We start from the raw sequence: 25,503 nt of genomic DNA, 5'->3' as shown, positions 1-25,503 counted from the left end.
TGCGCCGGTCTCAGCGCGAGACGTGCACCAGCCTGCCGCTCTGGTCGAAATACAGGCGCGCGCCGTTCGGATAGGTCCACACCGTCTCCGGCCTGCCGCGATACGTGGTGGTCGAGACGGACGACGGAGCGCCCCACTTGGCCCGCGCCTCCGCTTGCGAGATCCCGAGCGGCAGGTACGGATACGATCCGCTCGCGGAACGGCTCGTGTTGCCTGCACTGGACGATCCGGCCGCACCCGACAAGGGCTTCGCCTTCTGCCAATACTGGGCGAACCACGCCTGGGCCTGCGCGCGCACGAAGGGCTCCGTGACGACGAGGCCGACCTCGCGGTTGTCGTCGAGCGAGCCAGCCGAGAGGTTCTCGCTGCCGATGAACGCGGCCTCCGTGCCCACAATCAACTTTGCGTGAACGTACGGCGAAGACAGGAGGCGGACCTGCACGCCGTGACTCTGCAACATGCGGGCGTTCGCCATTTCTTCGCTGTCGATGGAGGCCGGCAGCAAAAGCTCGAGCTGGCGCCCCTTCGCTTCCATCGCCGCCATGACGTCGGGCGCGTCGTACAGCTCCTCCTCGGCCATCATGACGGGACCGGGCTGGCGAATCTGGTCGGCCAGCGCCTTGGCCGATCCCGGCGAGACGATCAGCGCGGCAGGCAGACTCGGGCGCGGGCGCCCCGACCAGTCCGCCTGAAACAGCGCGTCGAGATCGGCCGGGATGGCGCCGCCCTGAACCTCGACGTTGTCCTCCAGGTTGGCGCTGCCGTCCATGGCGGAGTAGGTGGCGTTGGCCGATCCGACGATGGCCAGGCGGCCGTCGACCACCAGGTACTTGGCGTGATCGTAGCTGGTGGAGGATGGCGACCAGGTCTTCACCTGGACCTTGGAGCCGCGGAACAGGGCGAGTTCCTTCGCCACCGCGTCGGGGAAGTCGTACGGGTGGCTGTCCAGGATCAGACGGACGGTCACGCCGCGCGCGGCAGCCTGCTTGAGTGCGGCAGCGATGTTTTCGTCCGTGAGCAGGTAGACGTTGTAATCGACGCTCTGATGCGCCTGCTGAATCGCGTTCACCCAAGGGGCCGATCCGGCGCCGGGCTCCGCGATCCACGTGAAGCGGCTGGCCTCTGCCGCGACGGACGCGGCCCCGTTCGCCGGGGATGGCGCCGCGCCGGTTGCGAGGCCCCGAGAGGCCGTGTTCGCCTGGCCGCACGCGGTCAACGCCAACAGGGCGGGCGCCATGAGAGCTGCGAGCCTCAGACGAAGCCGACGGTTCTTCAACGGTATCGCTCCTCCTGTGAACATGGGTGATCCGATTGTATCAGATCCGCTCCAGGGCCATCACGCGGACGGCGACGTGGGGGAGGAGAGCTCCTTGGCGACGGCTTCTTTGAGATGGAGATCGTCCAGGATGATGCCCGACACCTGGCAGGCGAGGGCGTGGGCCACCGCCCGTTCGTCTTTCGCGGTCCAAGCGTAGACCGCAAGGTGATGCGCCTTGGCCTCGGCCACAAACAGCGGATCCAGATGCTCGATGTCGGGGTGCAGGCTCTGCGCCCCGAGCCGCTCGGCGAGTTGAATGGGCTCGAGCGGGCGGCCTGTGAAGAGGACGCCGATGGCGATGTCGCGATCGAAGCGGCGGACCTCGGCCAGCGCGGCGTGATCGAACGAAGAGACGAGGACGCGATCGCGCGCGCCGTGGCGGTAGATGGCGCCAAGCACGCGGCGAATCAGCTGACGGGTGTGCGCCACGGGGCTGGTCTTGAGCTCGATGTTCAGGCACATGTGAGGAACGGTGGCAAACACCTCGTCGAGCGTGGGGATGAGCGTGCCGCGGAAGCGGGCGTCGAACCACGATCCGGCGTCCAGCTTGCGCAGATCGGCGAGCCGCATGTCGGCGGCAAGGCCGCTGCCGTTCGTCGTCCGATCGACGGTCGGATCGTGCAGGACGACGAGGCTTCCGTCGCCCGTCAGGCGCACGTCCAGCTCGATCATGTCGGCGCCGAGCTCCGCCGCCCGCGCGAAGGCGGGCAGCGTGTTTTCCGGGCATTCCGCGGACGCGCCGCGGTGAGCGATGAAGAGCGTGTCGTCGCGCATCAGCAGTTCTCGGATCATGGGGATGCCTCCCTGTCGTATGACGCAACTCTCAACCGAGGTTTTGATCGGCGGCCTGCGCGGCCTGCTGCATCGTGGCTGCGACGGGCTTGCCTTCGTCAAAGATGCCCTGGAGGGCCTGCTGCACCGGCTGCAGCACGGCGAGATACGCGGGCGATTCCGGCGACGGGTGCTCATACCGAAGCTCTTCAATGGCGGTCCGGTACTGCGGGTGCTTCTGCAGGTACGCCTGATAGGTGGGATCGTTCAGGTCCGCCTTCTGCACGGGTAGATATCCGGTTTCCGTCGACCATTGCACCGACTGCTTGGGAGCAGTCCACCACTGGATGAACGTCCAGGCGGCCTTCTGCTGCGCAGGCGTGGCGTCCTTGAAGATGGCGAGATCGCCGCCGCCCGGTGGGACCGCGAGCGACTTGCCCCGAGGCAGAAGCGCGGTGCCCCATTGGAACTGATTGCCGACGCCCTTGGTCACTTTGCCGGCGCTGCCGATGGAGTCAATGTCCATGGCGACCTTGCCGCTGATAAAATCCTGGGTCATCAGATCCCAATAGTTTGGTCCCGTCTCCACCTTGGCGTACCCCTGCTTCACCAGCGACTGTTCGGTCTCGAGGATCGACAGGGCGGGCGGTTCGTCGAAGGTGGCTCGTTTCAAATCGGGAGACAGGATGGAGCCGCCACCCGACTCCACCGCGTACTCCCAGGGCCACCAGTCGACGAGCGGCTCGAAGCCGTAGATCTTGTTCGAGCCGGAGCCCTGCGTGAGCTTCTTCGCGTCGGCCGCGAGCTGCGCCCAGGTGGCGGGCGGCGAAGCGATGTGGGCCTTCGCAAAGAGCGTCTTGTTGTAGTAAAGCACGGGCACGCTGCGGTTAAACGGCACCGCGTAATAGCGGCCTTGGTACTGCGTCGACACGAGAATGCCCGGCAGGAAGTTCGAGGGCTTGTCGACACTCGACGACTGCATGAGGCTGGTCAGATCGAGGAGCTGGCCGCTCGCCGCAAAGACCGGCATCGCGTGCACCTCAATCTGCGCAATGGTGGGCGGATCGCCCGCTTTGATGGCTGCGAGCAGCTTCTGTTGCTCTTCACCGCCGCCCGAGTAGCTGCCCTGGTAGGTCGCCACGACCTTGATGCCTGGGTGGGTCTGATTGAACGCCTGCACCATCTGCTGAATGTCCTGGCTGAGCGTCGTGCCGACGCCGTACCAGAAGGTGATGGTCACGGGCTGGCTCGACGCCGCCGCGCGGCTCGCGCCCGCCGTCTGGGTCTGTCCGCCGGACGGTGCCGCGGCGGTACCGCATCCCGTGGCCACAAGGCCGAGGGCCAGCAGAGCGCCCGTTTTCCACAGTCGATCTCGCTTCATCATCGTTTCGCCTCCAACGTATGCGCCCCAGGGGAGCGCGGTGTGTTTATCCCTTCACGGCCGTCTGGGCCACGCCCTGGATGAAGTAGCGCTGGCCGATGAGGAACAGGATCACGACTGGCGCGACGGCGAAGATGTCAAATGCCATCGCGTCGTTCCACTGCAGCGTCTGGCCGGCGTCCTGCGTCAGGAAATAGGAGAGGGCGACCGGCACGACGCGCATGTTGGTGGTGTTGGTGGCTACGAGCGGCCAGAACAGGCTGTTGTAGTGATAGACAAAGTTGAGCAGCACGAGCGTCACGATGGTCGGCTTGTTGTTCGGCAGCACGATGCGCGTCAGGATCCACCATTCGCTCGCCCCGTCCACCCTGGCGGCGTCGACGATGTCGCGCGGCAGCGTGAGGAAGCCCTGGCGCATGAGAAAGATGCCGAAGGCGGATCCGGCGTACGGCAGGATGAGCGCGCCGTACGTGTTGATGAGATGCACCGCGGACAGCATGGTGTAGACAGGGACGAATGTCGCCTGCATGGGCACCATCATGGCCACGAGCACGGCGAAAAACAGCCAGCGCTTGCCGCGCAGCGGGATAAAGACGAGCGCGTACGCGGCGAGCGAGGACGTGATCACCTGAAGCACGACGATGGCGCCATTTGTGAACACGCTGTTCCACAGGTAGAGGAGAAACGGCTGGGCGCGCCACGCGGCCACGAAATTGCTCCACGCGGGGTGCGCGGGCCACAGCGCGGGCGAAAGCAGGCCATTCGTGGGCATGAGCGACGTGCGGATCATCCAGTACACGGGCGCCAGACAGGCGGCGGCCGCCACGGACAGCGCGGCGTAGGTCGCCGCCTTGAGGATGTGCTGGACCTTCATGACTCCTCCACCACCCATCGGCGGCTCGCGCGCATCTGCAGGTACGACAGGCACGCGAGCACGAGGATCAGGACGACGCTCGCCGCGGAGGATTCGCCGATGTTGAACGCCTGGAATCCCTTTTCAAAGATGTAGTACGCGAACGTGGTGGTCGCGCCGTCCGGCCCACCGCCGGTCATCACGTAGACCTGATCGAAGGTCTGGAAGGTCTGGATGAGGCAGATGACGACGGCGAAGAACAGGCTCGGCCCGAGCGCCCGCAGCGTGACGTGCCGGAACACCTGCCAGCGCCCGCCGCCATCCACCTGGCACGCCTCCACGAGGGAGGACGGCACGCTCTGCAGCCCTGCGAGGAAGATGATGGCGTAATATCCGGTGAACTGCCATGCGGTGAGGATCAGGACCGACAAAAGGGCCGTGCGAGCCTGGCCGAGCCAGTTGACCGGCGACAGGCCGAGGTGTTGCAGGGCGAGATTCACCGGCCCGCCGTCGGTGGCAAAGAGCAGGGAGAAGATGAGGCCTGAGCTCACGAGCGGGATCACGTACGGGCCGAAGATGGCCGCGCGAAACACCGCCCGGCCGCGGATGCGCTGATTCAACAGCACAGCCAAGAGCAGCGCGGCGGGAAGCGACAACGCCATCATCCCGACGGCCAGCCAGACCGTGTTGGCGGCCGCTTGCCAGAAGTCCGGCGCGGAGAACAGGTGTGCGTAGTTCGCGAGGCCGGCGAACACCGGTTTCGGCGTGTACAGGGTGGATTGATACAGGCTCAGGTATACCGCGCAGCCCATCGGCACAAACACGAAAGCCATCAGGAAGAAGAGCGCGGGCGCCATCATCGCGACGCCCGTCATCTGCAAGGACATGCGGCGCCGCCTGGTGCTCCGCTTTGCTTCCACCTGTGCGATCACGGCTTCTGCGGCCTTGGCCACGAGCGCCCTCCTTTCGAACGCGGGATTCACCAAGGGATGGGTTTCAACGCGAGTGTACGAGTCGACTGTGAACCGCCCGCGAAGGAAGTGTGACCCTTGTGTGAAGCTCTCGTGAACTCGAGCAATTTGATATAGTGGGGGAGGAGCGTTCGTGGTGAATCGCATCGATGGCTTACAAGGGGAGCGAACGACGTGATCGAGCAAATGAAGAAGTATGCGGAACTGATCGTGCGCGTGGGGGTGAATCTGCAGCCCGGGCAGCCGCTGGTCATCGGCTTCGGCGCGCGCCAGGTGTACCCGGATCAGGTGCCGTTTGCGAGGCTTCTCGCGCAGGCCGCGTACGACGCGGGCGCGAGCTACGTGCATATCGACTGGGGCGACGAGTGGTGGCTGCGCGAGACCGTGAAGCGCGCGGATCTCGCCATCCTGCGCGATCGCGCCAAGTGGCAGGTGCAGTGGGTCGAGCGACTCGCCGAGATGGGGGCGGCGTACATCGCCATGCCTGCGAGTGATCCGGCGCTCTTCGCCGGCATCCCGCGCGATAGGGTCCAGCAGGCCGAGCGGGCCGTCCGCGAGGCATTCCGGCCGTTTGACAACCAGCGCACCAACGACCGCTACCGCTGGACGCTGGCCTCGGCGCCGACGCAGGCCTGGGCCGACGCGGTGCACCCGGAGTTGCCGCGCGAAGAGCGGTTCGAGGCCCTGTGGCGGGACATCCTGCAGGCGTCGCGGGCGACGGGCGCGGATCCCGTCGCCGACTGGGAACAGCACATCGCCAACCTGAAGCGGCGCGCCGCCTGGTTGAACGGCCTGAAGATCCACGCGCTCCACTATCGGGCGCCGGGGACGGATCTCACGGTGGAGCTCGCGGAGGGCCACTACTTCGAGGCGGCTGGCCATCCCGACGTCAAGGGACTTCGCTTCGTGGCCAACATTCCCACGGAGGAAGTGTTCACGGCGCCGAAGAAGACGGGCGTGCATGGCACCGTGGCGAGCACGATGCCGCTCAATCACGGCGGATCGCTCATCGAAGGCATGCGGCTTCGCTTTGAAAACGGGCGGATCGTCGAATACCGCGCAGACAGGGGCGAGGACGCGCTCAAGGCCATCATCGAGGCGGACGAGGGCAGCCATTACCTCGGCGAGGTGGCGCTCGTGCCGGTGGATTCGCCCATCGCGCAGATGAACCGGATCTTCTACAACACCCTGTTTGACGAGAACGCAAGCTGCCACCTGGCCATCGGCCGCGCCTATCCGCTCATCGAGGGCGGGCATCAACTCGCGCCTCAGGACTGGGAGGCGCATGGGCTGAACGACAGCCTGGTGCACGTGGACTTCATGATTGGCTCGGCCGATCTCGACATCGACGCCGTCCTGAAGGATGGCCGCACGGTGCCCATCTTCCGCAAGGGCCGCTGGGCGAGCGAGGCGTAAGGCGCCTGTTGGCAGCGAGGAGGGAGACGACGAATGGTGAAGCCTCACTGGGACGCGACGGCATACGAATTTGAATCGCGGCGCACGGTGGTGTTCGCCAGCAGAGGCATGGTGGCGACGACCCAGCCGCTCGCCTCCGAGGCTGGGCTTGAGGTGATGCGGCGAGGCGGCAACGCCATCGACGCCGTGGTGGCGGCCGCGGCGGCCCTGGCCATTGTGGAGCCGACGTCGAACGGCATCGGCAGCGACGCGTTCGCCATCGTGTGCAAGGACGGCAAGCTCTACGGTCTGAACGCCAGCGGCCATTCGCCCGAGCGGTTGACCTTCGAGGAGCTGTCCCGGCGAGGGCTGCGGGAGCTTCCGACGCACGGCTGGCTGCCCGTGAACGTGCCCGGGGCGCCGGCGGCGTGGGCGGCTCTCGTCGAGCGGTTCGGCCGACTGCCGCTCAAGGACGTGCTCGCGCCCGCGGTCGATCTCGCCCGCGACGGGTTCCCCGTGCAACCCGTGACGGCGCGCAACTGGCGCCGCGCGATGGAGACCTACCGGGAGCGCCTCGCCGGTCCTGTCCACCGCCCGTTCTTCTCCCTCTTCGCGCCGGGGGGCGAGGTCCCCGGCCCCGGTGACCGGTTCCGCAACCCGGATGGCGCGCGCACGTTGGAAGCGATTGCATCCTCCAACGGGCGGGCGTTTTACGAGGGCGAGATCGCAGACGCCATCGACGCGTTTTCGCGGGAGACGGACGGCCTCCTCGCGAAGCGCGATCTCGCCGCCTACCAGCCCGAGTGGGTCGAGCCGCTCTCCGTGCGCTACCGGGACTTTGAGGTGTGGGAGTTGCCGCCGAACGGCCAGGGCATCGTGGCCCTGATGGCGCTCGGCGCCCTGGACGGGATCGCCCTCGCCTCCATGGACGAGGCGGAGCGCGCGCACGCGATGATCGAGGCCATCAAGCTCGCGTTCGGCGTGGCGCTGCGCGAAGTGGCCGATCCGCGCTTCATGCGCGTGCAACCGGCGTCCCTCCTGTCGAAGGAGCACTTGGCTGAGCTTCGCGCCAAGATCGGCAGCGAGGCGCATGTGCCTCCGGTGGAACGGCCGTACTACGGCGGCACGGTCTACCTGTGCGCCGCGGACGGCGAAGGCAACATGGTGTCGTATATCCAGAGCAACTACATGGGCTTCGGCAGCGGCATCGTGGTGCCGGGGACGGGCGTCTCGCTGCAGAATCGCGGGCACAACTTTTCGCCGGATCCCTCGCATCCGAACGCCCTCGGCCCGCGCAAGCGCCCGTATCACACCATCATCCCCGGCTTTTTGACGCGGGCGGGCGAGCCCGTGGGGCCGTTTGGCGTGATGGGCGGCTTCATGCAGCCGCAGGGACACGTGCAGGTGCTCGTGCACATGCTCGATCTCGCCCGCAACCCGCAGTCGGCGCTCGACGCGCCCCGCTGGCAGTGGCTGCAGGGGAAGCGGGTGGCGGCCGAGGCGGCGCTCGGCGAGGACGTGATCGCCAAGCTTCGCGCGCGCGGGCACGAGGTCGAGGTGACGGACGACGGCACGCCGTTTGGCCGCGGTCAGATCATCTGGCGCCTGCCGAACGGCGCGCTCGCAGGCGCGACGGAGCCGCGCGCGGACGGATCGATTGCCGCGTGGTGAGCGGATGTAAAGAAGCGGGGCAGGACGATGGCCTGCCCCTCTGCCTTTAACACCTCGGCACGCCAGCCGGCCCGAGCGCCGAAGCGACCACCGAGAGCGCCGTGCGGATGCCCGCCACCAATGTGCTGAGCGGAAGCGACGCCGCCTGTTTGTCCAGCACCTGCTCCGTCATATACGGCACGTGGATGAACCCCCCGATGACCCCTGGCGCCTGTTCGGCAATAAAATGCATCAGCCGGTAAAATGTGTCGTTGCACACGAACGTTCCCGCCGTGTTCGAGATGTGCGCGGGGACGCCAGCGCCGCGCATCGCCTCCACCATGGCGCGGATGGGAAGCGTGGAGAAGTAGGCCGCGGGCCCGTCCGGCGCGATGGGTTCGTCAATGGGCTTTTGGCCCGCATTGTCCGGGATGCGCGCGTCCATGATATTGATGGCGATGCGCTCCGGAGTCACGTGGGTGCGGCCTCCGGCTTCGCCCAGGCAGACGACGGCGCGCGGCTGCACCTCCCGGATGGCGCTCATCAATTCCTCTCCAGCCCGGCCATATACGGTGGGCAGGCGCCTCGCGATAATTCGATAGTGGACGCCCACGGTCTCTCCCGCGAGCGATCTCGCCACTTCCCACGACGGGTTGAGCGCCTCCCCCTGAAACGGCTCGAATCCTGTCACCAATATCGCGTCCATGGGCCTTCCCCCATCGCCGACCGATTTCCGCGGCGCAACCGCGGTGCGTATGCCCTGATCTGTTCGCGTTCGCCCTTTGGAAATCCTGTCGGCGCATCAAGCGGGCGTGCTTGCATTGACCGAGTGACCAAATTAGAATTTTGGTCAGAAGGCGGGGGATGATCATGCGCGATCGGATTGAGGAGGCCGCCAAGCGCGCGTTCTCCGAGTTTGGCTACAAAGGGACGACGATGGACCAAATCGCCCGGCTCGCGGGCGTCAGCAAAGGGGCCATCTACCTTCACTTTCCGAGCAAGGAAGCGCTGTTTCAGCACATGTTGCGAGACGTGATCGCCAAAGTGCGCGAAGCGTTTGAGGCGGCGCAAGTGGAAGGGGACGACTACTTCCGCAACCTCGAGCGGGGACTTCGCGCGCTGATGCAGTTTCGGGGCGATCACGCCATGCTGTCCAAGCTCGTGCAGGAGGTCCGGCAATTTGGCACGGCAGAGGCGCGCGCCGGGCTTCAGGAGATCGAGGGCGCGGTCGTGGACTATCTGGCGCGCCACCTGCAGCGCGGCGTGGAACTCGGCGTGGTTCGGCGTTGCCGCGTCGATCTCGTCGCGTTCGTGCTGCTTCGCGCCTACACCGCGGTTCTGCGCGACTTTTCGCCCGCGCGCGGGCCTTTGTCGGAGGAGGATTTGTATCAGTTGTTCATCAGCGTGTTCGTCGACGGCCTGCGCCTGAAAGAGCGCGAGACGGCGGCGGAGGGCCGTCCCACGGGAGAAGGAGGGTGAGCGGGATGGCGGTGGTTCCGGAAAGTGTCGGGCGCCGGTCGGTGTTTCAGGAATTCGCAAGGCTTCGCAGGCCGAAGATGGCCGTCCAAGTCATCGGGATCGCGCTCATCCCGGTGCTGTACGCGGGGGCCTTTCTCTGGGCGTTTTGGAACCCTTACGGCCATCTTGATCGCCTGCCCGTGGCGGTGGTGAACGAGGATGTGGGCGCGTCGTTTCACGGCGAGCGCTTGAACGCGGGGCGGGACCTCGTGGCGAAGCTGAGGGACGATCACAGCCTCGGTTGGCGCTTCGTGACGCCCGCGCAGGCCTCCGCGGGGATGGCGGACGGGGCGTATGCCATGGAGATCGTGATTCCGCGCGACTTCTCGCGGCGAGCGGTCGATCGCGCCGAGCACACGGGCGCGCCTGCGCCGGAGATCACGAGCGTCACGAACGACCGATACAACTACATCGCGGGCGTGATCGGGCGGAACGCCACGGTGAAGCTCGCGTCGGAGACGGCGCTCGGGCTGGCGCAGTCCTACACGGCGTCGCTCGTCGACGCGCTCGCGCACGCCCGCGACGGACTGCATCAGGCGGCCGCGGCGGCGGGACAACTCGCATCCGGCGGCCGAACGCTTCAGGCGAAGGGTGGGCTCTTGCAAAGCGGTGCGGCGCGATTGGCAGCAGGGGCGAACCGGCTCCAGACGGGCCTTGAGCAGGCGTCTCAGGGCGCAGGGGCATGGGCGGAAGGGGCGTCTCGGGCCGCGTCGGGCGCCGAGCGCCTGAGTGCAGGGCTTGCGGCGCTGAATCAGGGCGCACAATCGCTCGCGCAGGGGGCTTCGTCGTGGGCGGATCGGGCGAAGTCGTTCGGGCAGGCCGGCCGCGCGCTGGGGCAAGCGGCCCGGCAGGTCGGCCAGGGCGCATCGCAGCTGGCCGCAGGCGCGGGAACGCTGGCGGCGAATCTGGACAAGCTGCACATGGGCGCGGCTCAGGTGGCGCAAGGCGCCGGATCGCTTGCGCAGAACGCGTCCCAGTTCGCGCAGGCCGCGAATCAGACTTCAGCCGGATCGCAGCGCCTGGCGTCCGGCGCGAAGCAGTTGGCGGACGGACTTCGGCAGTTGGCGCAGGCCAATCCGGCCCTCGCCGGGACCCCGGCGTTTCAGCAGCTCCTTGCGATGAGCGCCGAGGTGGCGCAAGGCGCCGCGCAGACCGCGTCGGCCAACGAACAGCTGGCCGCAGGCGCTTCTGGACTGTCGCAGGGGGCTTCACAGGTGGCTGGAGGCGCCGAATCGCTGGCCTCGGGGCTGCAGGAAGCGGAGCAGGGCGCGAGACCGCTGCAGCAGGGTCTCTCGAAGCTCGCGCAGGGCGCGAACGGCGTGGCGCAAGGCGGCGAGCGGCTGGCTTCGGCCTCCGGACAACTCGCCGCAGGCGCGAGCCAAATCGCTCAAGGTGCGGGCCGCCTGGCCGCGGGCGTCGGCGCGGCGCAACAGGCTTCGTCGTCTCTTGGCGGCGGCTTGGCGCAGCTGCAGTCGGGCGCGGCCAGGCTGGCGGCCGGGAACCGCGCGCTCGCGGGCGGCGCGGCGTCGCTCGCAGGCGGCGCCAACCAACTCGCAGAAGGCCTTGGCGCTTATCAAGCGGGCGTGGGCAAGCTCGCCAACGGGTCAGCCGCCCTCGCGTCGAACCTCGGGCGTGGGGCGTCTCAGCTGCAGGCGCTGCACGGCGGAGCGGTGCAGCGCGCCGTGGCCCACCCCGTCTCCGTCCACCAGGTGGAACTCGGCGACATTCTGACCTACGGCAACGGCTTTGCGCCCTACTTCCTTTCGCTCGGGCTGTACGTCGGCGTGCTGATGATGAGCGTCATCCTGCCCTTCCGCGAGCCGTACGGCGAGCCACAGAGCGGCGTCCGGTGGTTCTTGTCGAAGTGGCTGCTCATCGTCGCCATCGCCTGGGTGCAGGCGCTTATCGCTGACGCCGTGGTGCTCGGCGTGATCGGCGTGCATACGGAGCACCCGCTCGATTTCGTGCTGTTTTCGCTGTTCGTGAGCACCACCTTCGCGTCCATCCTGCTCGCCTTCGTGGCGGCGCTCGACAATCCTGGGCGGTTCCTCGGCGTCGTGCTGCTCATCCTGCAGCTCACATCGACGTCGGGCACCTATCCGGTGAGCCTGTCGCCGCCGTTCTTCCAGGCGGTCGGACCCTGGCTGCCGATGTACGCCGCCGTGAGCGGCTTCCGCTACCTCGTCGGCGGGGGCGATCCGGCCCTCATGGCGCGCGATCTCGCGCAACTCGCCGCCTACACCGCTGCGTTCATCGCCCTCGGCGCGCTCGTTTTTGTGGGTTTCTTCCGGCGCATCGGGCGCTCGGAACCCAATTCGGTGTAAACTGATACGGAGAACTCCATCGAGGCGCTCCCCCGCAGTCGACGGGAGCGCCTCCGTCTGTTGAGATGGCGCCGCGCACACACCCGCCTGGCGCCATCGTGCGGTTCGCGCAAAGCCACGCTGAAGGAGGAACCGGTCGCATGGAAGGACAACCCTCAGCGCAACACCCCGAGTGGGGGGCGGAACAGGCGTACGTCGATCGCGTCGTGGCCGCCATGCGCGCCAAGCTCGCGGAGCTCGATGGTGTCATGAGCGGCGTGCGCAGCGAAATCGTCGAGTTTCGCCGGCACTTCTGGGACGACGTGACCATCAACCTGAGCACGTTGGACGATCTCGTCGAGACCCACTTCGCCATCCGCCAGCAGGCGGAGGTCCTCGGCGAGCGGGAGCGGCGCTATCAGCAGGCGGCGAAGACCAAGCGCACGCTGGAACGCCAGGTGTTGTCGCCGTTTTTTGCGCGGATCGACTTTCGCTACGAGGGCGAGCGCGAGGCGGAGCCCATCTACATCGGGATTGCCTCGTTTCGCGATGAACGCGAGCAGGCGTTCCTCGTGCACGACTGGCGCGCGCCCATTTCGAGCGTGTACTACGACGCGCTGCCTGGACCGGCCTCGTTCAAGGCGCCGGCCGGGATCGTGCGCGGGGAGATGACGCTGAAGCGCCAGTTTGTCATCCGCGGCGGCAGGATTCTGGCGATGTTCGACGCGGGGCTGACCATCGGGGACGAGCTTCTCATGTACGCCCTTTCGCGCCGCTCAGACGCGCAGATGCACAACATCGTCGCGACGATTCAGCGCCAGCAGAACATCGTCATCCGCGACGACGAATCGCCGGCCCTTCTCGTCACCGGCGCTGCCGGCAGCGGCAAGACGTCGGCCGCCTTGCAGCGCGCGGCGTACCTGTTGTACAAGCACCGGGGCGAGCTCGACGCGCGCCAGATGCTCTTTTTCTCGCCGAACCCGCTCTTCATGTCGTACATCTCGAACGTGTTGCCGGAACTCGGTGAGGACAACATCGAACAGGCGACGTTCTACGACTACCTCTGCGCGCGGCTCGAGGACGAGTTCGTCGTGGAGGATCCCTTCGATCAAATGGAGCGCCTGCTCGAGGCGGGCGAGGACAGCCGCATGGCGCGGGCGGTGCGGTACAAGGCGTCGAAGGCGTTTGCGGACGAGATCGACCGGTACGTCGCGGGGTTGGGCCCTCGCATGCGCTTCCGCCCCATCCTCGTGGAGGGGCGCGTCATCGCGACGGCCACCGACATCAAGGCCGCGTTTGACGCCACGGATCCGGGCCTTCGCCTTCCTCTTCGTGTCGATCTCGTCAAAGAGGAGCTTTTGAACCGCCTTCGCCGGTTCGAGCGCGACGAGGCGCTCTCCGACTGGGTGCAGAAGGCGGTGGACGGATTGCCGGACGAGGCGTATCGGCGCGCCGAGCGGACGGCCGCGAAGCGCAAGCGCGAGCGCCCGGATCTCGACGAGCAGGAGGAGGCGCGCAGGCTGCTCGGCCGCGAGGTGCTGCGCAGGATGCTATCGCCCGTGCGCCGCTTCGTGGAGGCGCTGCGCTTCGTCGACACGGCGGGTCTGTACCGCGCCTGGTTCGAGGAGGCGGCGGCGAATCCGCCCGACGGGTTTGACGCGGACGACTGGGCGCAGATCTGCCGCCAGACCGTGCGCGAAATGGACGAGGGCACGCTCTGGTACGAGGACGCGACTCCGTATCTCTACATGAAGGAGCAGATCCTCGGCCGCGCGGTGAGCGCCCCCATCCGCCACGTGTTGGTGGACGAGGTGCAGGACTACTCCGTGCTGCAACTTCGCCTCATCCGCAGCCTCTTTCCCTACAGCCGCATCACGATGCTCGGCGATCCGCACCAACTCGTGTCGCCGCAGTCGCCCGGCATTCTCGAGGAGGGCGAGATGGCGAGGCTGTTCCCGGGGCTCGTGCGGGTGGAATTTGGCCAGAGCTACCGCTCGACGCGCCAAATTGTGTTGTTCACCCGCGGGATGGTGCCGAAGGGCGAGGCGATTCAGCCGTTCGATCGCGACGGCGCGCGGCCACAGCTGGTGGAAGTGGCGGATGAGGCCCGGCAGGCGGGCGTGATCGCCCGGTGGCTCGCTGAGTTTGCGGATTTGGGGTACCAGACGATGGCGGTGTTGACCAAGACGCAGGCGGAGGCGGAGCGGTTGACGCGGGCGCTGGAGCCGCTCGGCGTGAAGCTCCGCCGCCTCGACAAGCGCGCGGTGAGCCTTGAGCCGGGCGTCGTGGTGGCGCCGGTTTACCTGGCGAAGGGCGTCGAGTTCGATGGCGTCATCATCGCCGACGCGTCCCGCGAGCGATACTGCACGGCGTTCGATCGGCAGTTGCTGTACACGGCCTGCACGCGCGCCATGCACGAACTGCGCCTGGTGTCCGTGGGCGAGGCGAGTCCGTGGATTCTCGCGCAGCCCGAAGGCACGTACGAGCGCGTGGACGCGGCGGAGGTGAACGCCCGGTGAAGATTTACCTCTTCCGGCACGGGCAGACGGTATACAACGCGGACGGCGAGCGGTTCTGCGGGACGTCCGACGTGGGGCTGACGGCGCTCGGGTGGCAGCAGGCCCGGCGCGCCGCCCGGCTCATCCGGGGCGTGCGGCCGGTGGCGATGATCCACTCGGGCCTGCGCAGATCGCTCGAGACCGCGACCGCCATCCGCGAGTCGCTGGCCGGGGCGGCGGAATGTCCGCTCGTCGCGCACGCGGGATTTCGCGAGGTGGGATTTGGCGTCTGGGAAGGCCTCACGCGGGCCGAGGTGAATCGCCTGTACCCCGATCTGTACGCGGAGTGGCTCGTCCGCCCCGAGAAGGCGGAGATCCCGGGCGGGGACCGCCTATACGAGCGCCAGCAGGAGGCCGTCGACGCGTTTTTGGACGTCGTGGCGCGCTATGCAGGCGGCGATCTCGTCATCGTCGCCCACAACACCATCAACCGGCTGCTCATCCTCGGGCTCATGGGGCTCGACGCGCGCCACTACCGACGCATTGTACAGGAGAACGCCTGCCTCAACATCCTGGAGTACAGCGAGGAGGAGGGCGTAAGGCTGCACGCGCTCAACCGGGTGCCGGAGATCGACGAATAGATCGGGCCGGAATGGTTTGTCCGCGCGTTGTGGTAAGATACTTTCGGAGATTCGCGACGCTAGGAGGGGAAGACGTGATCGAACTGTCCCTGGAGAAAGCGAGAAGATGGTTCACGGAAGAACACGAGGCGCGACTCGAGCCTCTGGCCAAGTTCGCGTTTGGAGAGCTGTATAACCGCGATCGCGACGCGTTCGGCAAAGGGTGGATCGATTGGCCGGTGACGGATCACGGCGCGCTGTACCGCGACGTGGACGCCATTGCGGCGGATTTTCGCGCCAAGTCGAATGCGACGGTCGTGATCGGCATCGGCGGGTCGTACCTGGGCGCGCAGTCGGCGCTGTCCATGGCGAAGCCCGCCTTCACCACGGAAGGTCAGCATGAGGTGATTTTTGCGGGCCAACAGCTGAGCCCGACCTACCACGCGCACTTGCTCAAGTACCTGGACAAGCGCGAGGTCACGCTGGTGGTGGTGTCGAAATCCGGGACGACGCTCGAGCCTTCGGCCGTGTTCCACACGTTCCGGGAGTACCTCGAGAAGCGGTACGGCGTGGAGGAGGCGAATCGCCGCATCTGCGCCATTACGGACGCGGAAAAGGGGAGCCTGCGCCAGTTCGCGGACGAGCGGAAGTACGTGACGCTGCCCATCCCGGACGACATCGGCGGGAGGTACTCGGTTCTGACGGCTGTCGGGCTTTTGCCGATGGCGCTCGCCGGGATCGACTACAAGCGCGTGATGGAGGGCGCGGCGCGCATGCGCGAGGAACTGTCCAAGCTCGAGGTGAAGAATCATCCGGCGGTCAAGTACGCCCTCGCGCGCCACGTGCTGTATCAACAGGGGTTCGTGGCGGAAGCGCTCGTCACGTATGAGCCGCGCGTCGCGGACTTCGCGGGCTGGTGGCAACAGCTGTTTGGCGAGAGCCAGGGCAAGGACGGCACCGGTCTGTTCCCCACCATGCTGCGCTACACGACGGATCTTCACTCCATGGGCCAGTACGTGCAGGACGCGCGCAAGATCCTCGTGGAAACGGTCCTCGATGTGCACCTGTCGGACGCGCCGGATCTGGTGGTTCCAGCGGGCCTGGATGAGAAGAACGCGTATCTCGACGGCGTCCCGTTCTCTCGGCTGCAGGAGGTGGCCATCGAGTCGGTGATGGTGGCGCACAGCGAGGCCGGTGTGCCGAACCTGTTGATTCGTGCGAAGGGCGATCCGGAGTCGCTCTATGGCGAGCTGGTGTATTTCTTTGAGGTGGCCTGCGCGGTCGGCGGGTATCTCATGGGAACCAATCCGTTCGATCAGCCGGGCGTCGAGGCTTACAAGAACGAAATGCGATCGCGCTTGAAGGCGTAAGTGACAAGGAGAAGGGGCAACGGATGGAACAGAAGCTTGCGCTTGGCATCGACATCGGCGGTACCAACGTGAAATTGGCCATCGTGGACGGCGATGGCCGCGTATGGGCGGACAGGTCCATCCCCACGGCCCCCGAGCGGGGGCCGGAGGCCTTCTCCCGCACGGTCGGCGCAGAGGCCCGCTCCATGGCGGACGAGGCGTCCGTGGCGTGGGACTCGGTCGCGGGCGCGGGCGTGGGCATGGCGGGCTTTCTGGACGTGGAGCGCGGTTGGGTGGAGGAAGCGGTCAATTTGCACTGGCGGGATGTTCCGCTAGCCGATCTGCTTGCGTCTTCGCTAGACAAACCTGTTCGCGTGGACAACGACGCCAACGTCGCGGCGCTCGGCGAGGTGTGGCTCGGCGCGGGCAAGAATGCGCACACGGCGCTCTGCGTGACGCTTGGGACGGGTGTCGGCGGCGGCATTGTCATCGGCGGGCGCATTCACCGCGGCGCTTCGACGATGGCTGGTGAAATCGGTCACATCATGGTGAAGAACGGCGGCGAGCTGTGCAATTGCGGCCATCGCGGCTGCCTCGAAACCCTCGCTTCGGCGACTGCGCTCGTGCGCCACGCCGTGCAGGCTGGCGTGAAGAGCCCGAGCGGCGGCGAGCTCACGGCGAAAGAGGTGTTCGCGCTGGCCGCCGAGGGCGATGCGGCGGCGCAGGCGGTCGTCGACGAGATGATTCACTGGTTGGCGGTCGGGCTCGCGGTCGTGGCCAACATCCTGAATCCGGACGTGATCGTCGTCGCGGGCGGGCTCGTCAATGCGGGAGATCAGCTCATGGAGCCGCTGCGCGCGGCGTTTCAACGCGAGGCTTTGGCCCGCGTCGCGCGCGCCTGCAGACTGGTGCCGGCCAAGTTGGGCGATCAGGCTGGCGTCCTGGGGGCGGCCCGGCTGGTGTTGCAGGACATTGAAAGCTTGTGAGGCAGGGGACATCCCCTGCCTCACGGGCGAATGAGCTTCGCATTATTGGAGGTAGTCCTTGACGCGATCGTACACAGCCTCTGGCGACAGGCCGTCCGCCGAGATGACGGGGACCTGCTGGATGGCGCTCTGCATCCCCATGAGGTTTTTGTCGAGTCCGGTGATCACGACGGCGCCCACCGAAGGCTCCACGTGGGAGGACATGTCGACCACCTGGCACCCCTGGCTCTGAAGGTACTCTTTCACGGGCGTCAAACCAGGTTCCACAGCCACGGCTTTCATGACGCATCCCTCCTTGAGTTCCTTCAGGGCATAGTGTTTGAGGCCGAATCGAAAATATGCGGGCGCGGTTTTGCCCATGGAGGAGGTGAAACCCAGATGGGCCACATTCACATGATCTTTGGCGTGATCCTCATCATCCTCGCCATCCTCGCGACGGGATGGGAGCTCGCGACACAGCGCGGACTTCCGCGGGCGCTGCGCGGCATCGTCATTGGACTGTTTGACCTGCAGGTTCTGTTCGGCATCATCACGTGGATCCTGCGCAGGCCGGGTTGGTCGTTCATTTTGCACCCCATCATCATGGTTGTGGCGGTGATCCTCCTGCACGTCTTGACGTCCCCCGCCTCGAAGCGATCGCGCCGGTTGACGGGATGGGTGGTTGCCACCATCCTCTTCATCATCGGCGCGGCCATCTACCATCACTGAGTCGAAATGGGCGGGCGGTTCGACGGGCTTGGCGGCCATGCGATCGGAAACAATCACCACGAGACATTCGGTTCAGGTTTCTTGTAGAATCGAGAGAGAATGGAGATTGGTTTGCCGACAAGGGGCTTCGACGCATGGCCGACCTATTGCAGTTGCAACTTCGACACCCGGAACACGGGCTCACCGAGCGAGAGCGGCAGCTCATCGTCTGTCTCGTGCAACGCATCTGCGTGCATCATCTGCAGCGGCGGCGCGATCGCTCGGTGCACATTCGGCCGGCGAAAGTGGATTCGATTCATCTGCTCGTGAACCAGGTGATCGAAGTGGATCCGGCCTTGGGAGAGGACGAGCGCGGCGAGATTCTGCAGGAGCTCGTCGAGGACGTCAATCGGACGCTTGCGCTCTGCGACATCCGCGGCGAGGACATCGTGCGCGTTCATTTGGCCTAGTCCGGCGGCGAGGTGGCGATTCGGCGCGAGCTTCGGTACAATGCGGGATGGGGAGTGAGTGGCGTGAAGCTTCACATCTCGACGTTTCGGATGCCGGACGGCATGTACCTGGCGACCTGCGCGGAAATCCCGATGTGCCGGGCGCTGCGGCAGAACAAGGGACACGCGGTGCAGGACGTGAAGCAGCAGATCCGGCGGTTTCTCGCGGAACGGCAGGCCGAGAACCGGCCGTTCGAACCGGAACCGCTGCTGGAAATTGAATTGGATGGGCCGAATGGCGCTTGACGAGAAGGGAATGCTGTGTTATAGTCTAAAGCGTTCGCCGCGTTAGGCGAGCGACGATGAATATCGCGGGGTGGAGCAGTTGGCAGCTCGTCGGGCTCATAACCCGAAGGTCGCAGGTTCGAGTCCTGCCCCCGCAACCACATGGAGCCGTGGTGTAGAGGCCTAACATGCCTGCCTGTCACGCAGGAGATCGCGGGTTCGAATCCCGTCGGCTCCGCCAAAGAACGAGAAGGGTCGCCCAATCGGGCGGCCCTTTCGCATTGGGGGCGCGCTTTGCGCGATTGCACCAACTTCGCTACCATCGAAAGCGACCTGGTGGGACGAGAAGGTGAGATGGATGTCCAACGCGCAATCCCGCCGCCCCGGCCGGCCGCCGCTCGTTGAGGTGGACGAGCCGACGGCGCAGAAGATTCTCCGGGCCGCCGCCCACTGCTTCATGGAGGACGGATACGCCGCCGTGTCCATGGACCAGATTGCGGCGAGGGCCGGGGTGACGAAGGCCGTGGTGTACTACTACTACCGTTCGAAGACCGGCCTGTTCCATCAGGCGATGCTCTTTGTCATGCAGATGTCCCGCGAGCGCACGCGTTCCATTCTGCGGGGACCGGGGCCTCTGCGCGATCGGCTTCTCCAATTGACGCGGACGCGGCTTGGCATCGACGCCACGCTCGACATGAATCACATCATGCGGGGAAGCCAGGCCGTGCTCAAGGCGGAACAATTGAAGGATTTGCGGGAAGCGGAGGAGCGCCTGATTCAGGTGATTGCGGATGAATTCCAGGCGGAAGCGGAGCGCGGACACCTGCGCGCCATCGACGCGCCGTTTGCCGCGCGCGCCTACCTGGCGACGCTCGCCATGGCCAAACTGGAGGTCGAGCGGCGAGGCGGAGGCGAGGACGTGATCGAATGGCTGGCAAGCCAAGTCGTCGATCTGCTGTGGAGCGGGATCGAACCGCGGTGAAGCGCCACATGGGCCATGGCCCATCTTGCCGAAACCGGGCGGTCGTCTAGGCCGGCGCGAAATCCGCCACATACCGTATAGCGAACGCTTGCACAGAAGGAGGCTGGTGTCGATGTACGGTGTGTTTGGCGGGTACACCCGTTGGGCGGTCGTGTTCCTGATCATCTTCGTGCTGTTCTTCCTCTTCGTTCCGGCTGGGCCGGTTGCCACGGCTTCCTGCTGAGGCGCGAGGGGCGCCGGCGGCTTGGCCGGGCCGCCGTGCGCCCTTTCCGCTCCTTCGCCGCAAGCAGGAGGACGCTTTCGAGGGACCTTCTCGAGCGAACACAAACAAGGCGGCCTTGTCGGCCGCCCGGTCATGTGCGCGATCACGCCTGTTGAAACGCCGGATCCTCGTACGGGTGAGCCACCCAGCCCGCTGGATCGATGAACAGGCGCACCGCCACGACCTTTCGCTCTTCCGTCAGCGTGAAGAAGTGCGGGTTGCCTTCCGGAACGGAGATGACGTCGCCAGCGCTCAGGACGACGTCAAAATAGCCGCCGTCTTTCCCTTTGATGATGAAGATGCCGCTTCCCGAGACGATGGCGCGGACCTCGTCCTCCGTGTGCGTGTGCACTTGCTCGAACTTCTTGAGCAACTCCTCCAGGTTCGGCGTCGACTCCGACAGCGAAATGACGTCCCACTTCACGTAGCCGCGTTTGCGGCTCAAATCCTGGATCTCTTCCTGCAGGGCCTGCAGAATCTCTTCCTTCTCCGCGTCCGAGAGATCGAACTTGCCCTTCAAAGACTCCGGAAGTCTCCTGTTGACGTCCCAGTGATCGTAATAGACTTCGTTCTGGTTCAGAAACTCCCGAACCCGATCTTCTCCGCGAATTTCCTCACCGGTGTTGCGAATGCGCACGTAGGCCAACCGCGCCGACCTCCTTTTCTCCAGATGCGCCGATCCAAAACGTCGGGCTTGCTGTATATCGTAGAATTCCGCCCGGCATTTGTCTATAGGCCGCGCGTGTGGATTTCGACGTCATTCGAGCCGGAAGGACGGGCTGTTGCCGATCATGGCCGCGCCGGACGTCGCTTGGTAAATCACTTCCACCTGGCCGGTTTGGCCGCGCATCTCCGGTGAGTACCGGAACGTGAAGGTCGAGTGAGACGGAGAGACAAGGAAGCCTGGATTGGTGGCCCCGGCGGCTGCGCGCGCCACGGCCTGTGTCCACGTGTTCACGACGGCGTCCCCATGAGACGGAAGCCAAATCAGTTCTTCCAACTGATACCCTTTCGGCGCCTGCACGATGTGAAACGTGAAGCTGTTGCTTCCCGCGACCGGCTTTCGGTCAATCGCCACCGAGGGCGCGGGTTGCGTCGCCGCCATCATATCGATGGTTCCGCGGGGCCAAAAGACGGAGACGTGATCGACCGTGGGACCGCGGCTTCCGTCTTTCATGCGCGGGAACACCCAGAGGAGCTGATACTCAGGCCCCGCAGGGTACAGGTAGATGTAGGACGTCTGCGTGTATCGCACTGTCCCCGGAGCGCCGAGCGCGCCCACGATTTCGCCGTACGTGAGCTGGCGGAATGAGCTCGCGTAGGAGCGGACGTCAAAGATCTGATCGCCCTGGTTGAGTCCAAAGGCGACGCCGCGGCTTGCGTAGGTGGCGTAGACGCCCGCGCCGGCGCCGCTCATCTGGGACGGCTTGCCCCATGCACTCGATACCTGTTCGATGTTCATCTGATCGCGAAACGGGATGCCGGGCAGCTTCCCTTGCCGCGCCGCGCTCATCGTGTCGAGAATGAGGGACTCCATGGCAGATGGGGATGGCTGCGCGACGTCAGACGAAACGGCATTCTGAGGCACGCGGGCGCCCGATGTTGCGCGATTTGTCGACGTCGACGGCTCGTTGGTGGGTGTCAGGTTGGCTGTTTGGGCCGAGCTCTGTGCGGGCGCTCCTGCTCCTGACGCCTGGTTTTGCGGAGCAGCGGGCGCCCCGCATCCTGCGAGAGAGGTTGCCATGACTGCGGCGGCGACGAGCGGAGCCGCCTTTCGTACACGCTTCGTCGATTGCCATCCGGTGCGCATGGGATGGACCCCCTTAGGTTTTGTGATCTTGCTGCCCATAAGACGTGTCGAAGGGAGCGAGCGTGACATCTCGCGCCGCGGGAAGCGGTGCATCCGCTGCCGGTCCGAGCTGGCCTGCTGTCCACAGGACAATCCACAATATTATCCCCAATATCCACAGGTCGCTGTGGAAAACCACGTGTGATGCGCGATCCGGCTTGTGTATAATGGCGGTTGGATTGCCCACAGGTCTGTGGATGACGCTCGGGCGGACTTCCACGTTGGAGAAATGAGGTGCGACGAGATGTTGAATCAGGATTCCCTGCCGGGCGACGCGGTGGTCGCCACCTACCGGTTGCGGGATCGCAATGAGAAGCTTCAGGCGAGAGCCGAGGGCATCGCCGTGGGCCTGACCATCGGCTCGTGGACGGACCTTCCCGCGGCGCGCCGGGCCGAGGTGGCGAGGCACTGCGGCCGCGTCGAGGACATTCGCGTCTTGGACGAGATGCCGGAGGGCGAGGTCATCGCCGAGATCGACATCGCCTATCCTGTGGCGAATTTGAATGGCACGTTCGCATCGCTCCTCGTCACGGTGTTTGGCAAGCTGTCCATGGACGGCGAGATCCGGCTCGAACGCCTGCAGCTGCCGGAAGTCCTCGTTCGACAGTTCCCCGGGCCCAAGTTCGGCGTGGAGGGCGTCAGGCAGAGGCTTGGCGCGCACGGCCGTCCGCTCGTCATGAGCATCTTCAAGGCTTGCGCAGGGCTCCGTCTGGACGAACTCGTCGAGGCGTTCGGCGAACAGGCGGAGGGCGGCGTCGATCTCGTCAAGGACGACGAGATTTTCTTCACCGAGGCGTACGCGACGCCCGAGGAGCGCGTGCAGGCCTACGCCGAAAAGGCGCGCCAGGTGGCGCAGCGCACCGGGCGGCAGACCGCCTATGCGGTCAATCTCACGGGGCCCGTGCACGCCTTGCGCGATCGCGCCCGTCGCCTCGCGGAGCTCGGTGCCGGCGCGCTGCTTGTGAACGTCGTCGCGTACGGCTACGACGTGGTGGCCGATCTCGCCCGCGATCCCGAGGTCCACGTGCCCATCCTGGCTCATCCGGCCGTGTCGGGTGCGCTGTACGGATCGCCCAACTACGGTATTGCGGCAGACATCGTGCTCGGGCAGCTCATGCGGCTGGCGGGGGCGGACATCGGCATCTTCCCGTCCATGTACGGAAGCGTGACACTCGGAGCCGAGCCCACGCGCCGCCTCGTGGAGCATCTGCGCGCCGATGGGCCGCACAAGCCCGTTCTACCCGCTCCGTCCGCGGGCATTTACCCAGGCCTTGTCCCGCGCTTGTACCACGATTTCGGCGTCGATCTCGTCCTGAACGCCGGCGGCGGCATTCACGGCCACCCGGGCGGCGCGCGCATGGGCGGTCGCGCATTTTTCGACGCCATCTGGGCCGTCGAGCACGGCGTGCCGCTTCAGGAGGCCGCGAAGGATCGCCCGGCGCTCCGACAGGCGCTGGAGAAGTGGGGGATGCCGACGTGACGGTGCGCGTGGTCTGTGACTTCGATGGCACCATCTCCGAGCGGGACATGATTGTGAGCATCATGCGCCACTTCGCGCCGGAGGCGAGCGAGCCCATCATCCGGGCCGTGCGCGCGGGCGAGCGATCCGTCAAGGACGGCGTCGAGGCCATGTTCGCTCTGCTCCCGTCGCATATCTATGAGGCGGTCGTGGCGTACGCCCGGGAGGCAACCGCCGTGCGCCGAGGTTTTCCACAATTCATCCACACCTGTGAACAACTCGGGTGGAAAGTCGCGATCGTCAGCGGCGGATTCGACTTTTTCGTGGAGCCGGTTATCCACAGTTTATCCACAACATCTGTGGATATCTACTGCAATCGGATCGACGCGAGCGGGCCTCGGCTCAAGGTCGTCTGGTCGAAGCCCTGCGACGAGGCGTGCGACGGCGGCTGCGGCCTCTGCAAGCCCCGCGTCATCCGCGAGATGACCCGTCCCGGCGATCGCGTCATCGCCATCGGAGACGGGGTCACGGACGTGAAAGCGGCGAAGATGGCCGACTTCGTCTTTGCGAGAAGCGACCTGCTGCGCCTGGCGCAGGAGTTGGGCCTGCCCCATCTTCCGTTCGAGACGTTCGACGACATCACGGCGGCCATTTTGGACAAGAGGAGCGAATTGTATGCCCACCTTTCATGAGGCGCAAACGAGCGTGATCGAGCTCGCTCGTTTCGCGGCGGACCGCGGCTGGCTGCCCGCGACGAGCGGAAACCTGTCGGTGCGGGTGTCGGAGGAGCCGCTCACGTTTGCCATCACGCGCAGCGGCGCGGACAAGTCCCGGCTTCAGCCCGAGGACGTGCTGCTGCTTGACGCGGACATGCGCGTGCAGGGGGAGACGCCTTACAAACCGTCGGCCGAGACGACGGTCCATGTGGCGCTGTACCAGAAGTTCGGGTGCGGCAGCATTCTCCACGTCCACACGGTCTACAACAACCTGGTGAGCGAGCTGTACGCGGATCAGGGCTTCGTCGAGATTCGCGGGCACGAGCTGGTGAAGGCGCTCGGCCACTGGGAGGAAGACGCCGTGGTGCGCATCCCGATTGTGCCGAACTGGGCGGATCTTCATCGGCTCGGCTCGGCGGTGGCCGAGGCGGCGCGCGCCGATGTCCCCGCTGTCTTGGTGCGCGCGCACGGCGTCTACGCGTGGGGCGACACGCCGGACGATGCGCGCCGGCACCTAGAAGCCGTGGAGTTTTTGTGCGAATACGTGTACAAGCTCGATTTCGCCCGGGGCCGCGGCGCCGTATGAGCGAGAGGCATTCGGCGCACACTAGCCGCTGAAAGCGGGGTGGAGCGCCGTGGGCCCTGAATTTGCGTCGTGGTTTCAAGACCTTGATTCCGAAACCATCATGTGGATGATCATCCTCTCGGTCATGCTCATGCTCGTCGGCGGCGGACTGTTGTATTGGGATCACGTGATGCGCAGACACGACGAACCCGTGCATCCGCTCGATTCCCCTGGAGAGCGGCGCTGAGGCCCAACGAGGCCATCGGCGCCGCTTTTTTGTCGGGAGACTCTTTGTAAGGGTTTAAATCAATTCGAATACGCAGTCTTGCTGTCTAAAGAATTTCCAGGTAAAATACGATCGATATCACCAATAATTTTATAAGTCAATATCACATAAATTGTTTACTTGTCTAAAATATATCTTTTGTTGACAACTAAGATGTTTTCGTTCTATTTTGTTATATGAGAGTAAAACTATCGCTCAATTAGGAGGAATGGTAAATCTTTTGCTTGGTCCGTCGTTCAGCGCTGCTAGTAGGTGTTGCCGTTTGTGTTTTGTGTGCAACAGGCGCGCCAAGCGTCTATGCAGCAGAGGCGGCAAGGCGCAGGCAGTTTACCGAATTCGCAGGTCGCATA

The 25,503-nt window shown here is 65.5% G+C and carries 25 protein-coding genes and 2 tRNA genes; 18 read left to right on the top strand and 9 right to left on the bottom strand.

Annotated features, from left to right (window positions below; genetic code table 11):
* Nucleotides 1-10: 10 nt before the first annotated feature.
* The 5 genes from J3481_RS08690 to J3481_RS08670 are packed head-to-tail and all read right to left on the bottom strand — an operon-like array spanning nt 11 to nt 5,276.
* Complete coding sequence (locus tag J3481_RS08690; RefSeq protein WP_236011442.1) at nt 11-1,276, bottom strand: phospholipase D-like domain-containing protein; 1,266 nt, start codon at nt 1,274-1,276, stop codon at nt 11-13.
* A gap of 60 nt (nt 1,277-1,336) precedes the next feature.
* The gene (locus J3481_RS08685) at nt 1,337-2,110 is read right to left on the bottom strand and encodes a glycerophosphodiester phosphodiesterase (protein ID WP_206831645.1); all 774 of its coding nucleotides are present in this window, start codon (nt 2,108-2,110) and stop codon (nt 1,337-1,339) included.
* 31 nt (nt 2,111-2,141) lie between these two features.
* Complete coding sequence (locus J3481_RS08680) at nt 2,142-3,473, bottom strand: ABC transporter substrate-binding protein (protein WP_236011441.1); 1,332 nt, start codon at nt 3,471-3,473, stop codon at nt 2,142-2,144.
* Nucleotides 3,474-3,516: 43 nt separating this feature from the next.
* Complete coding sequence (locus J3481_RS08675) at nt 3,517-4,344, bottom strand: carbohydrate ABC transporter permease (protein WP_206831646.1); 828 nt, start codon at nt 4,342-4,344, stop codon at nt 3,517-3,519.
* Nucleotides 4,341-5,276: a carbohydrate ABC transporter permease gene (locus J3481_RS08670; RefSeq protein WP_206831647.1), complete on the bottom strand. Its 936-nt coding sequence runs from the start codon at nt 5,274-5,276 to the stop codon at nt 4,341-4,343. The genes J3481_RS08675 and J3481_RS08670 overlap by 4 nt, the downstream gene beginning before the upstream one ends.
* A 192-nt stretch (nt 5,277-5,468) precedes the next feature.
* Between J3481_RS08670 and J3481_RS08665 the strand changes: the two genes are divergently transcribed.
* Nucleotides 5,469-6,710, top strand: coding sequence for an aminopeptidase (locus tag J3481_RS08665; RefSeq protein ID WP_206831648.1), 1,242 nt, complete (start codon nt 5,469-5,471; stop codon nt 6,708-6,710).
* A 33-nt stretch (nt 6,711-6,743) separates the two neighbouring features.
* On the top strand, nt 6,744-8,360 hold the full coding sequence (locus J3481_RS08660; RefSeq protein ID WP_206831649.1) for a gamma-glutamyltransferase family protein: 1,617 nt from the start codon (nt 6,744-6,746) through the stop codon (nt 8,358-8,360).
* 46 nt (nt 8,361-8,406) lie between these two features.
* Here J3481_RS08660 and pcp read toward each other — a convergent pair whose 3' ends face one another.
* Nucleotides 8,407-9,045: a pyroglutamyl-peptidase I gene (pcp, locus tag J3481_RS08655; RefSeq protein ID WP_206831650.1), complete on the bottom strand. Its 639-nt coding sequence runs from the start codon at nt 9,043-9,045 to the stop codon at nt 8,407-8,409.
* 164 nt (nt 9,046-9,209) lie between these two features.
* Here pcp and J3481_RS08650 point away from each other — a divergent pair, with 164 nt between their 5' ends.
* The 6 genes from J3481_RS08650 (at nt 9,210) to J3481_RS08625 (ending at nt 17,613) form a co-directional block, all read left to right on the top strand.
* Nucleotides 9,210-9,818, top strand: coding sequence for a TetR/AcrR family transcriptional regulator (locus tag J3481_RS08650; protein WP_236011439.1), 609 nt, complete (start codon nt 9,210-9,212; stop codon nt 9,816-9,818).
* A gap of 5 nt (nt 9,819-9,823) precedes the next feature.
* Complete coding sequence (locus J3481_RS08645) at nt 9,824-12,181, top strand: YhgE/Pip domain-containing protein (protein ID WP_206831652.1); 2,358 nt, start codon at nt 9,824-9,826, stop codon at nt 12,179-12,181.
* Nucleotides 12,182-12,321: 140 nt separating this feature from the next.
* Complete coding sequence (gene helD / locus J3481_RS08640; RefSeq protein ID WP_206831653.1) at nt 12,322-14,679, top strand: RNA polymerase recycling motor HelD; 2,358 nt, start codon at nt 12,322-12,324, stop codon at nt 14,677-14,679.
* The gene (locus tag J3481_RS08635; protein WP_206831654.1) at nt 14,676-15,299 is read left to right on the top strand and encodes a histidine phosphatase family protein; all 624 of its coding nucleotides are present in this window, start codon (nt 14,676-14,678) and stop codon (nt 15,297-15,299) included. Before helD ends, J3481_RS08635 begins: the two co-directional genes overlap by 4 nt.
* Nucleotides 15,300-15,373: 74 nt before the next feature.
* Nucleotides 15,374-16,648 (top strand): glucose-6-phosphate isomerase, encoded by a 1,275-nt coding sequence (locus tag J3481_RS08630; RefSeq protein WP_206831655.1) that lies wholly within the window; start codon nt 15,374-15,376, stop codon nt 16,646-16,648.
* Nucleotides 16,649-16,671: 23 nt separating this feature from the next.
* Nucleotides 16,672-17,613 carry an ROK family protein gene (locus J3481_RS08625; RefSeq protein ID WP_206831656.1) on the top strand — a complete coding sequence of 314 codons (942 nt, stop codon included), beginning with the start codon at nt 16,672-16,674 and terminating at the stop codon, nt 17,611-17,613.
* A gap of 42 nt (nt 17,614-17,655) precedes the next feature.
* Here J3481_RS08625 and J3481_RS08620 read toward each other — a convergent pair whose 3' ends face one another.
* Nucleotides 17,656-17,895, bottom strand: a complete 240-nt coding sequence (locus J3481_RS08620; protein WP_206831657.1) for a YkuS family protein — start codon at nt 17,893-17,895, stop codon at nt 17,656-17,658.
* A 96-nt stretch (nt 17,896-17,991) separates the two neighbouring features.
* Between J3481_RS08620 and J3481_RS08615 the strand changes: the two genes are divergently transcribed.
* The 6 genes from J3481_RS08615 to J3481_RS08590 all read left to right on the top strand — a co-directional run bounded on the left by J3481_RS08615 (nt 17,992) and on the right by J3481_RS08590 (nt 20,016).
* A complete protein-coding gene (locus tag J3481_RS08615; protein ID WP_206831658.1) occupies nt 17,992-18,321 on the top strand; it encodes a hypothetical protein in 330 nt (109 codons plus the stop codon).
* Nucleotides 18,322-18,455: 134 nt separating this feature from the next.
* Nucleotides 18,456-18,770 carry a hypothetical protein gene (locus tag J3481_RS08610; RefSeq protein ID WP_206831659.1) on the top strand — a complete coding sequence of 105 codons (315 nt, stop codon included), beginning with the start codon at nt 18,456-18,458 and terminating at the stop codon, nt 18,768-18,770.
* Nucleotides 18,771-18,833: 63 nt separating this feature from the next.
* Nucleotides 18,834-19,055 carry a hypothetical protein gene (locus J3481_RS08605; RefSeq protein ID WP_328702081.1) on the top strand — a complete coding sequence of 74 codons (222 nt, stop codon included), beginning with the start codon at nt 18,834-18,836 and terminating at the stop codon, nt 19,053-19,055.
* 64 nt (nt 19,056-19,119) lie between these two features.
* A tRNA-Met gene (locus tag J3481_RS08600) sits at nt 19,120-19,195 on the top strand.
* A gap of 3 nt (nt 19,196-19,198) precedes the next feature.
* Nucleotides 19,199-19,275: transfer RNA gene (locus tag J3481_RS08595), tRNA-Asp, on the top strand.
* A gap of 117 nt (nt 19,276-19,392) precedes the next feature.
* Nucleotides 19,393-20,016 carry a TetR/AcrR family transcriptional regulator gene (locus J3481_RS08590; protein WP_206831660.1) on the top strand — a complete coding sequence of 208 codons (624 nt, stop codon included), beginning with the start codon at nt 19,393-19,395 and terminating at the stop codon, nt 20,014-20,016.
* Between the two features lie 365 nt (nt 20,017-20,381).
* Here the strand turns inward: J3481_RS08590 and J3481_RS08585 are convergent, their stop codons facing one another.
* Complete coding sequence (locus J3481_RS08585) at nt 20,382-20,924, bottom strand: 1,2-dihydroxy-3-keto-5-methylthiopentene dioxygenase (RefSeq protein ID WP_206831661.1); 543 nt, start codon at nt 20,922-20,924, stop codon at nt 20,382-20,384.
* A gap of 111 nt (nt 20,925-21,035) precedes the next feature.
* On the bottom strand, nt 21,036-22,088 hold the full coding sequence (locus J3481_RS08580) for a YjgB family protein (RefSeq protein WP_206831662.1): 1,053 nt from the start codon (nt 22,086-22,088) through the stop codon (nt 21,036-21,038).
* Between the two features lie 283 nt (nt 22,089-22,371).
* Between J3481_RS08580 and J3481_RS08575 the strand changes: the two genes are divergently transcribed.
* Genes J3481_RS08575 through J3481_RS08560 form a run of 4 tightly spaced genes read left to right on the top strand, consistent with a single transcriptional unit; the run spans nt 22,372 to nt 25,114 of the window.
* Complete coding sequence (locus J3481_RS08575) at nt 22,372-23,607, top strand: 2,3-diketo-5-methylthiopentyl-1-phosphate enolase (protein WP_206831663.1); 1,236 nt, start codon at nt 22,372-22,374, stop codon at nt 23,605-23,607.
* Nucleotides 23,604-24,278, top strand: coding sequence for an MtnX-like HAD-IB family phosphatase (locus tag J3481_RS08570; protein ID WP_206831664.1), 675 nt, complete (start codon nt 23,604-23,606; stop codon nt 24,276-24,278). Before J3481_RS08575 ends, J3481_RS08570 begins: the two co-directional genes overlap by 4 nt.
* Nucleotides 24,262-24,888, top strand: a complete 627-nt coding sequence (gene mtnB, locus J3481_RS08565) for a methylthioribulose 1-phosphate dehydratase (RefSeq protein WP_206831665.1) — start codon at nt 24,262-24,264, stop codon at nt 24,886-24,888. The genes J3481_RS08570 and mtnB overlap by 17 nt, the downstream gene beginning before the upstream one ends.
* A 49-nt stretch (nt 24,889-24,937) precedes the next feature.
* The gene (locus J3481_RS08560) at nt 24,938-25,114 is read left to right on the top strand and encodes a hypothetical protein (protein ID WP_206831666.1); all 177 of its coding nucleotides are present in this window, start codon (nt 24,938-24,940) and stop codon (nt 25,112-25,114) included.
* Nucleotides 25,115-25,503 lie beyond the last annotated feature (389 nt).

The sequence above is a fragment of the Alicyclobacillus fructus genome, from assembly GCF_017329605.1.
In the GTDB taxonomy this organism is placed as follows: Bacteria; Bacillota; Bacilli; order Alicyclobacillales; family Alicyclobacillaceae; genus Alicyclobacillus; species Alicyclobacillus fructus.
This window is presented reverse-complemented; position numbering and strand designations above follow the sequence as displayed.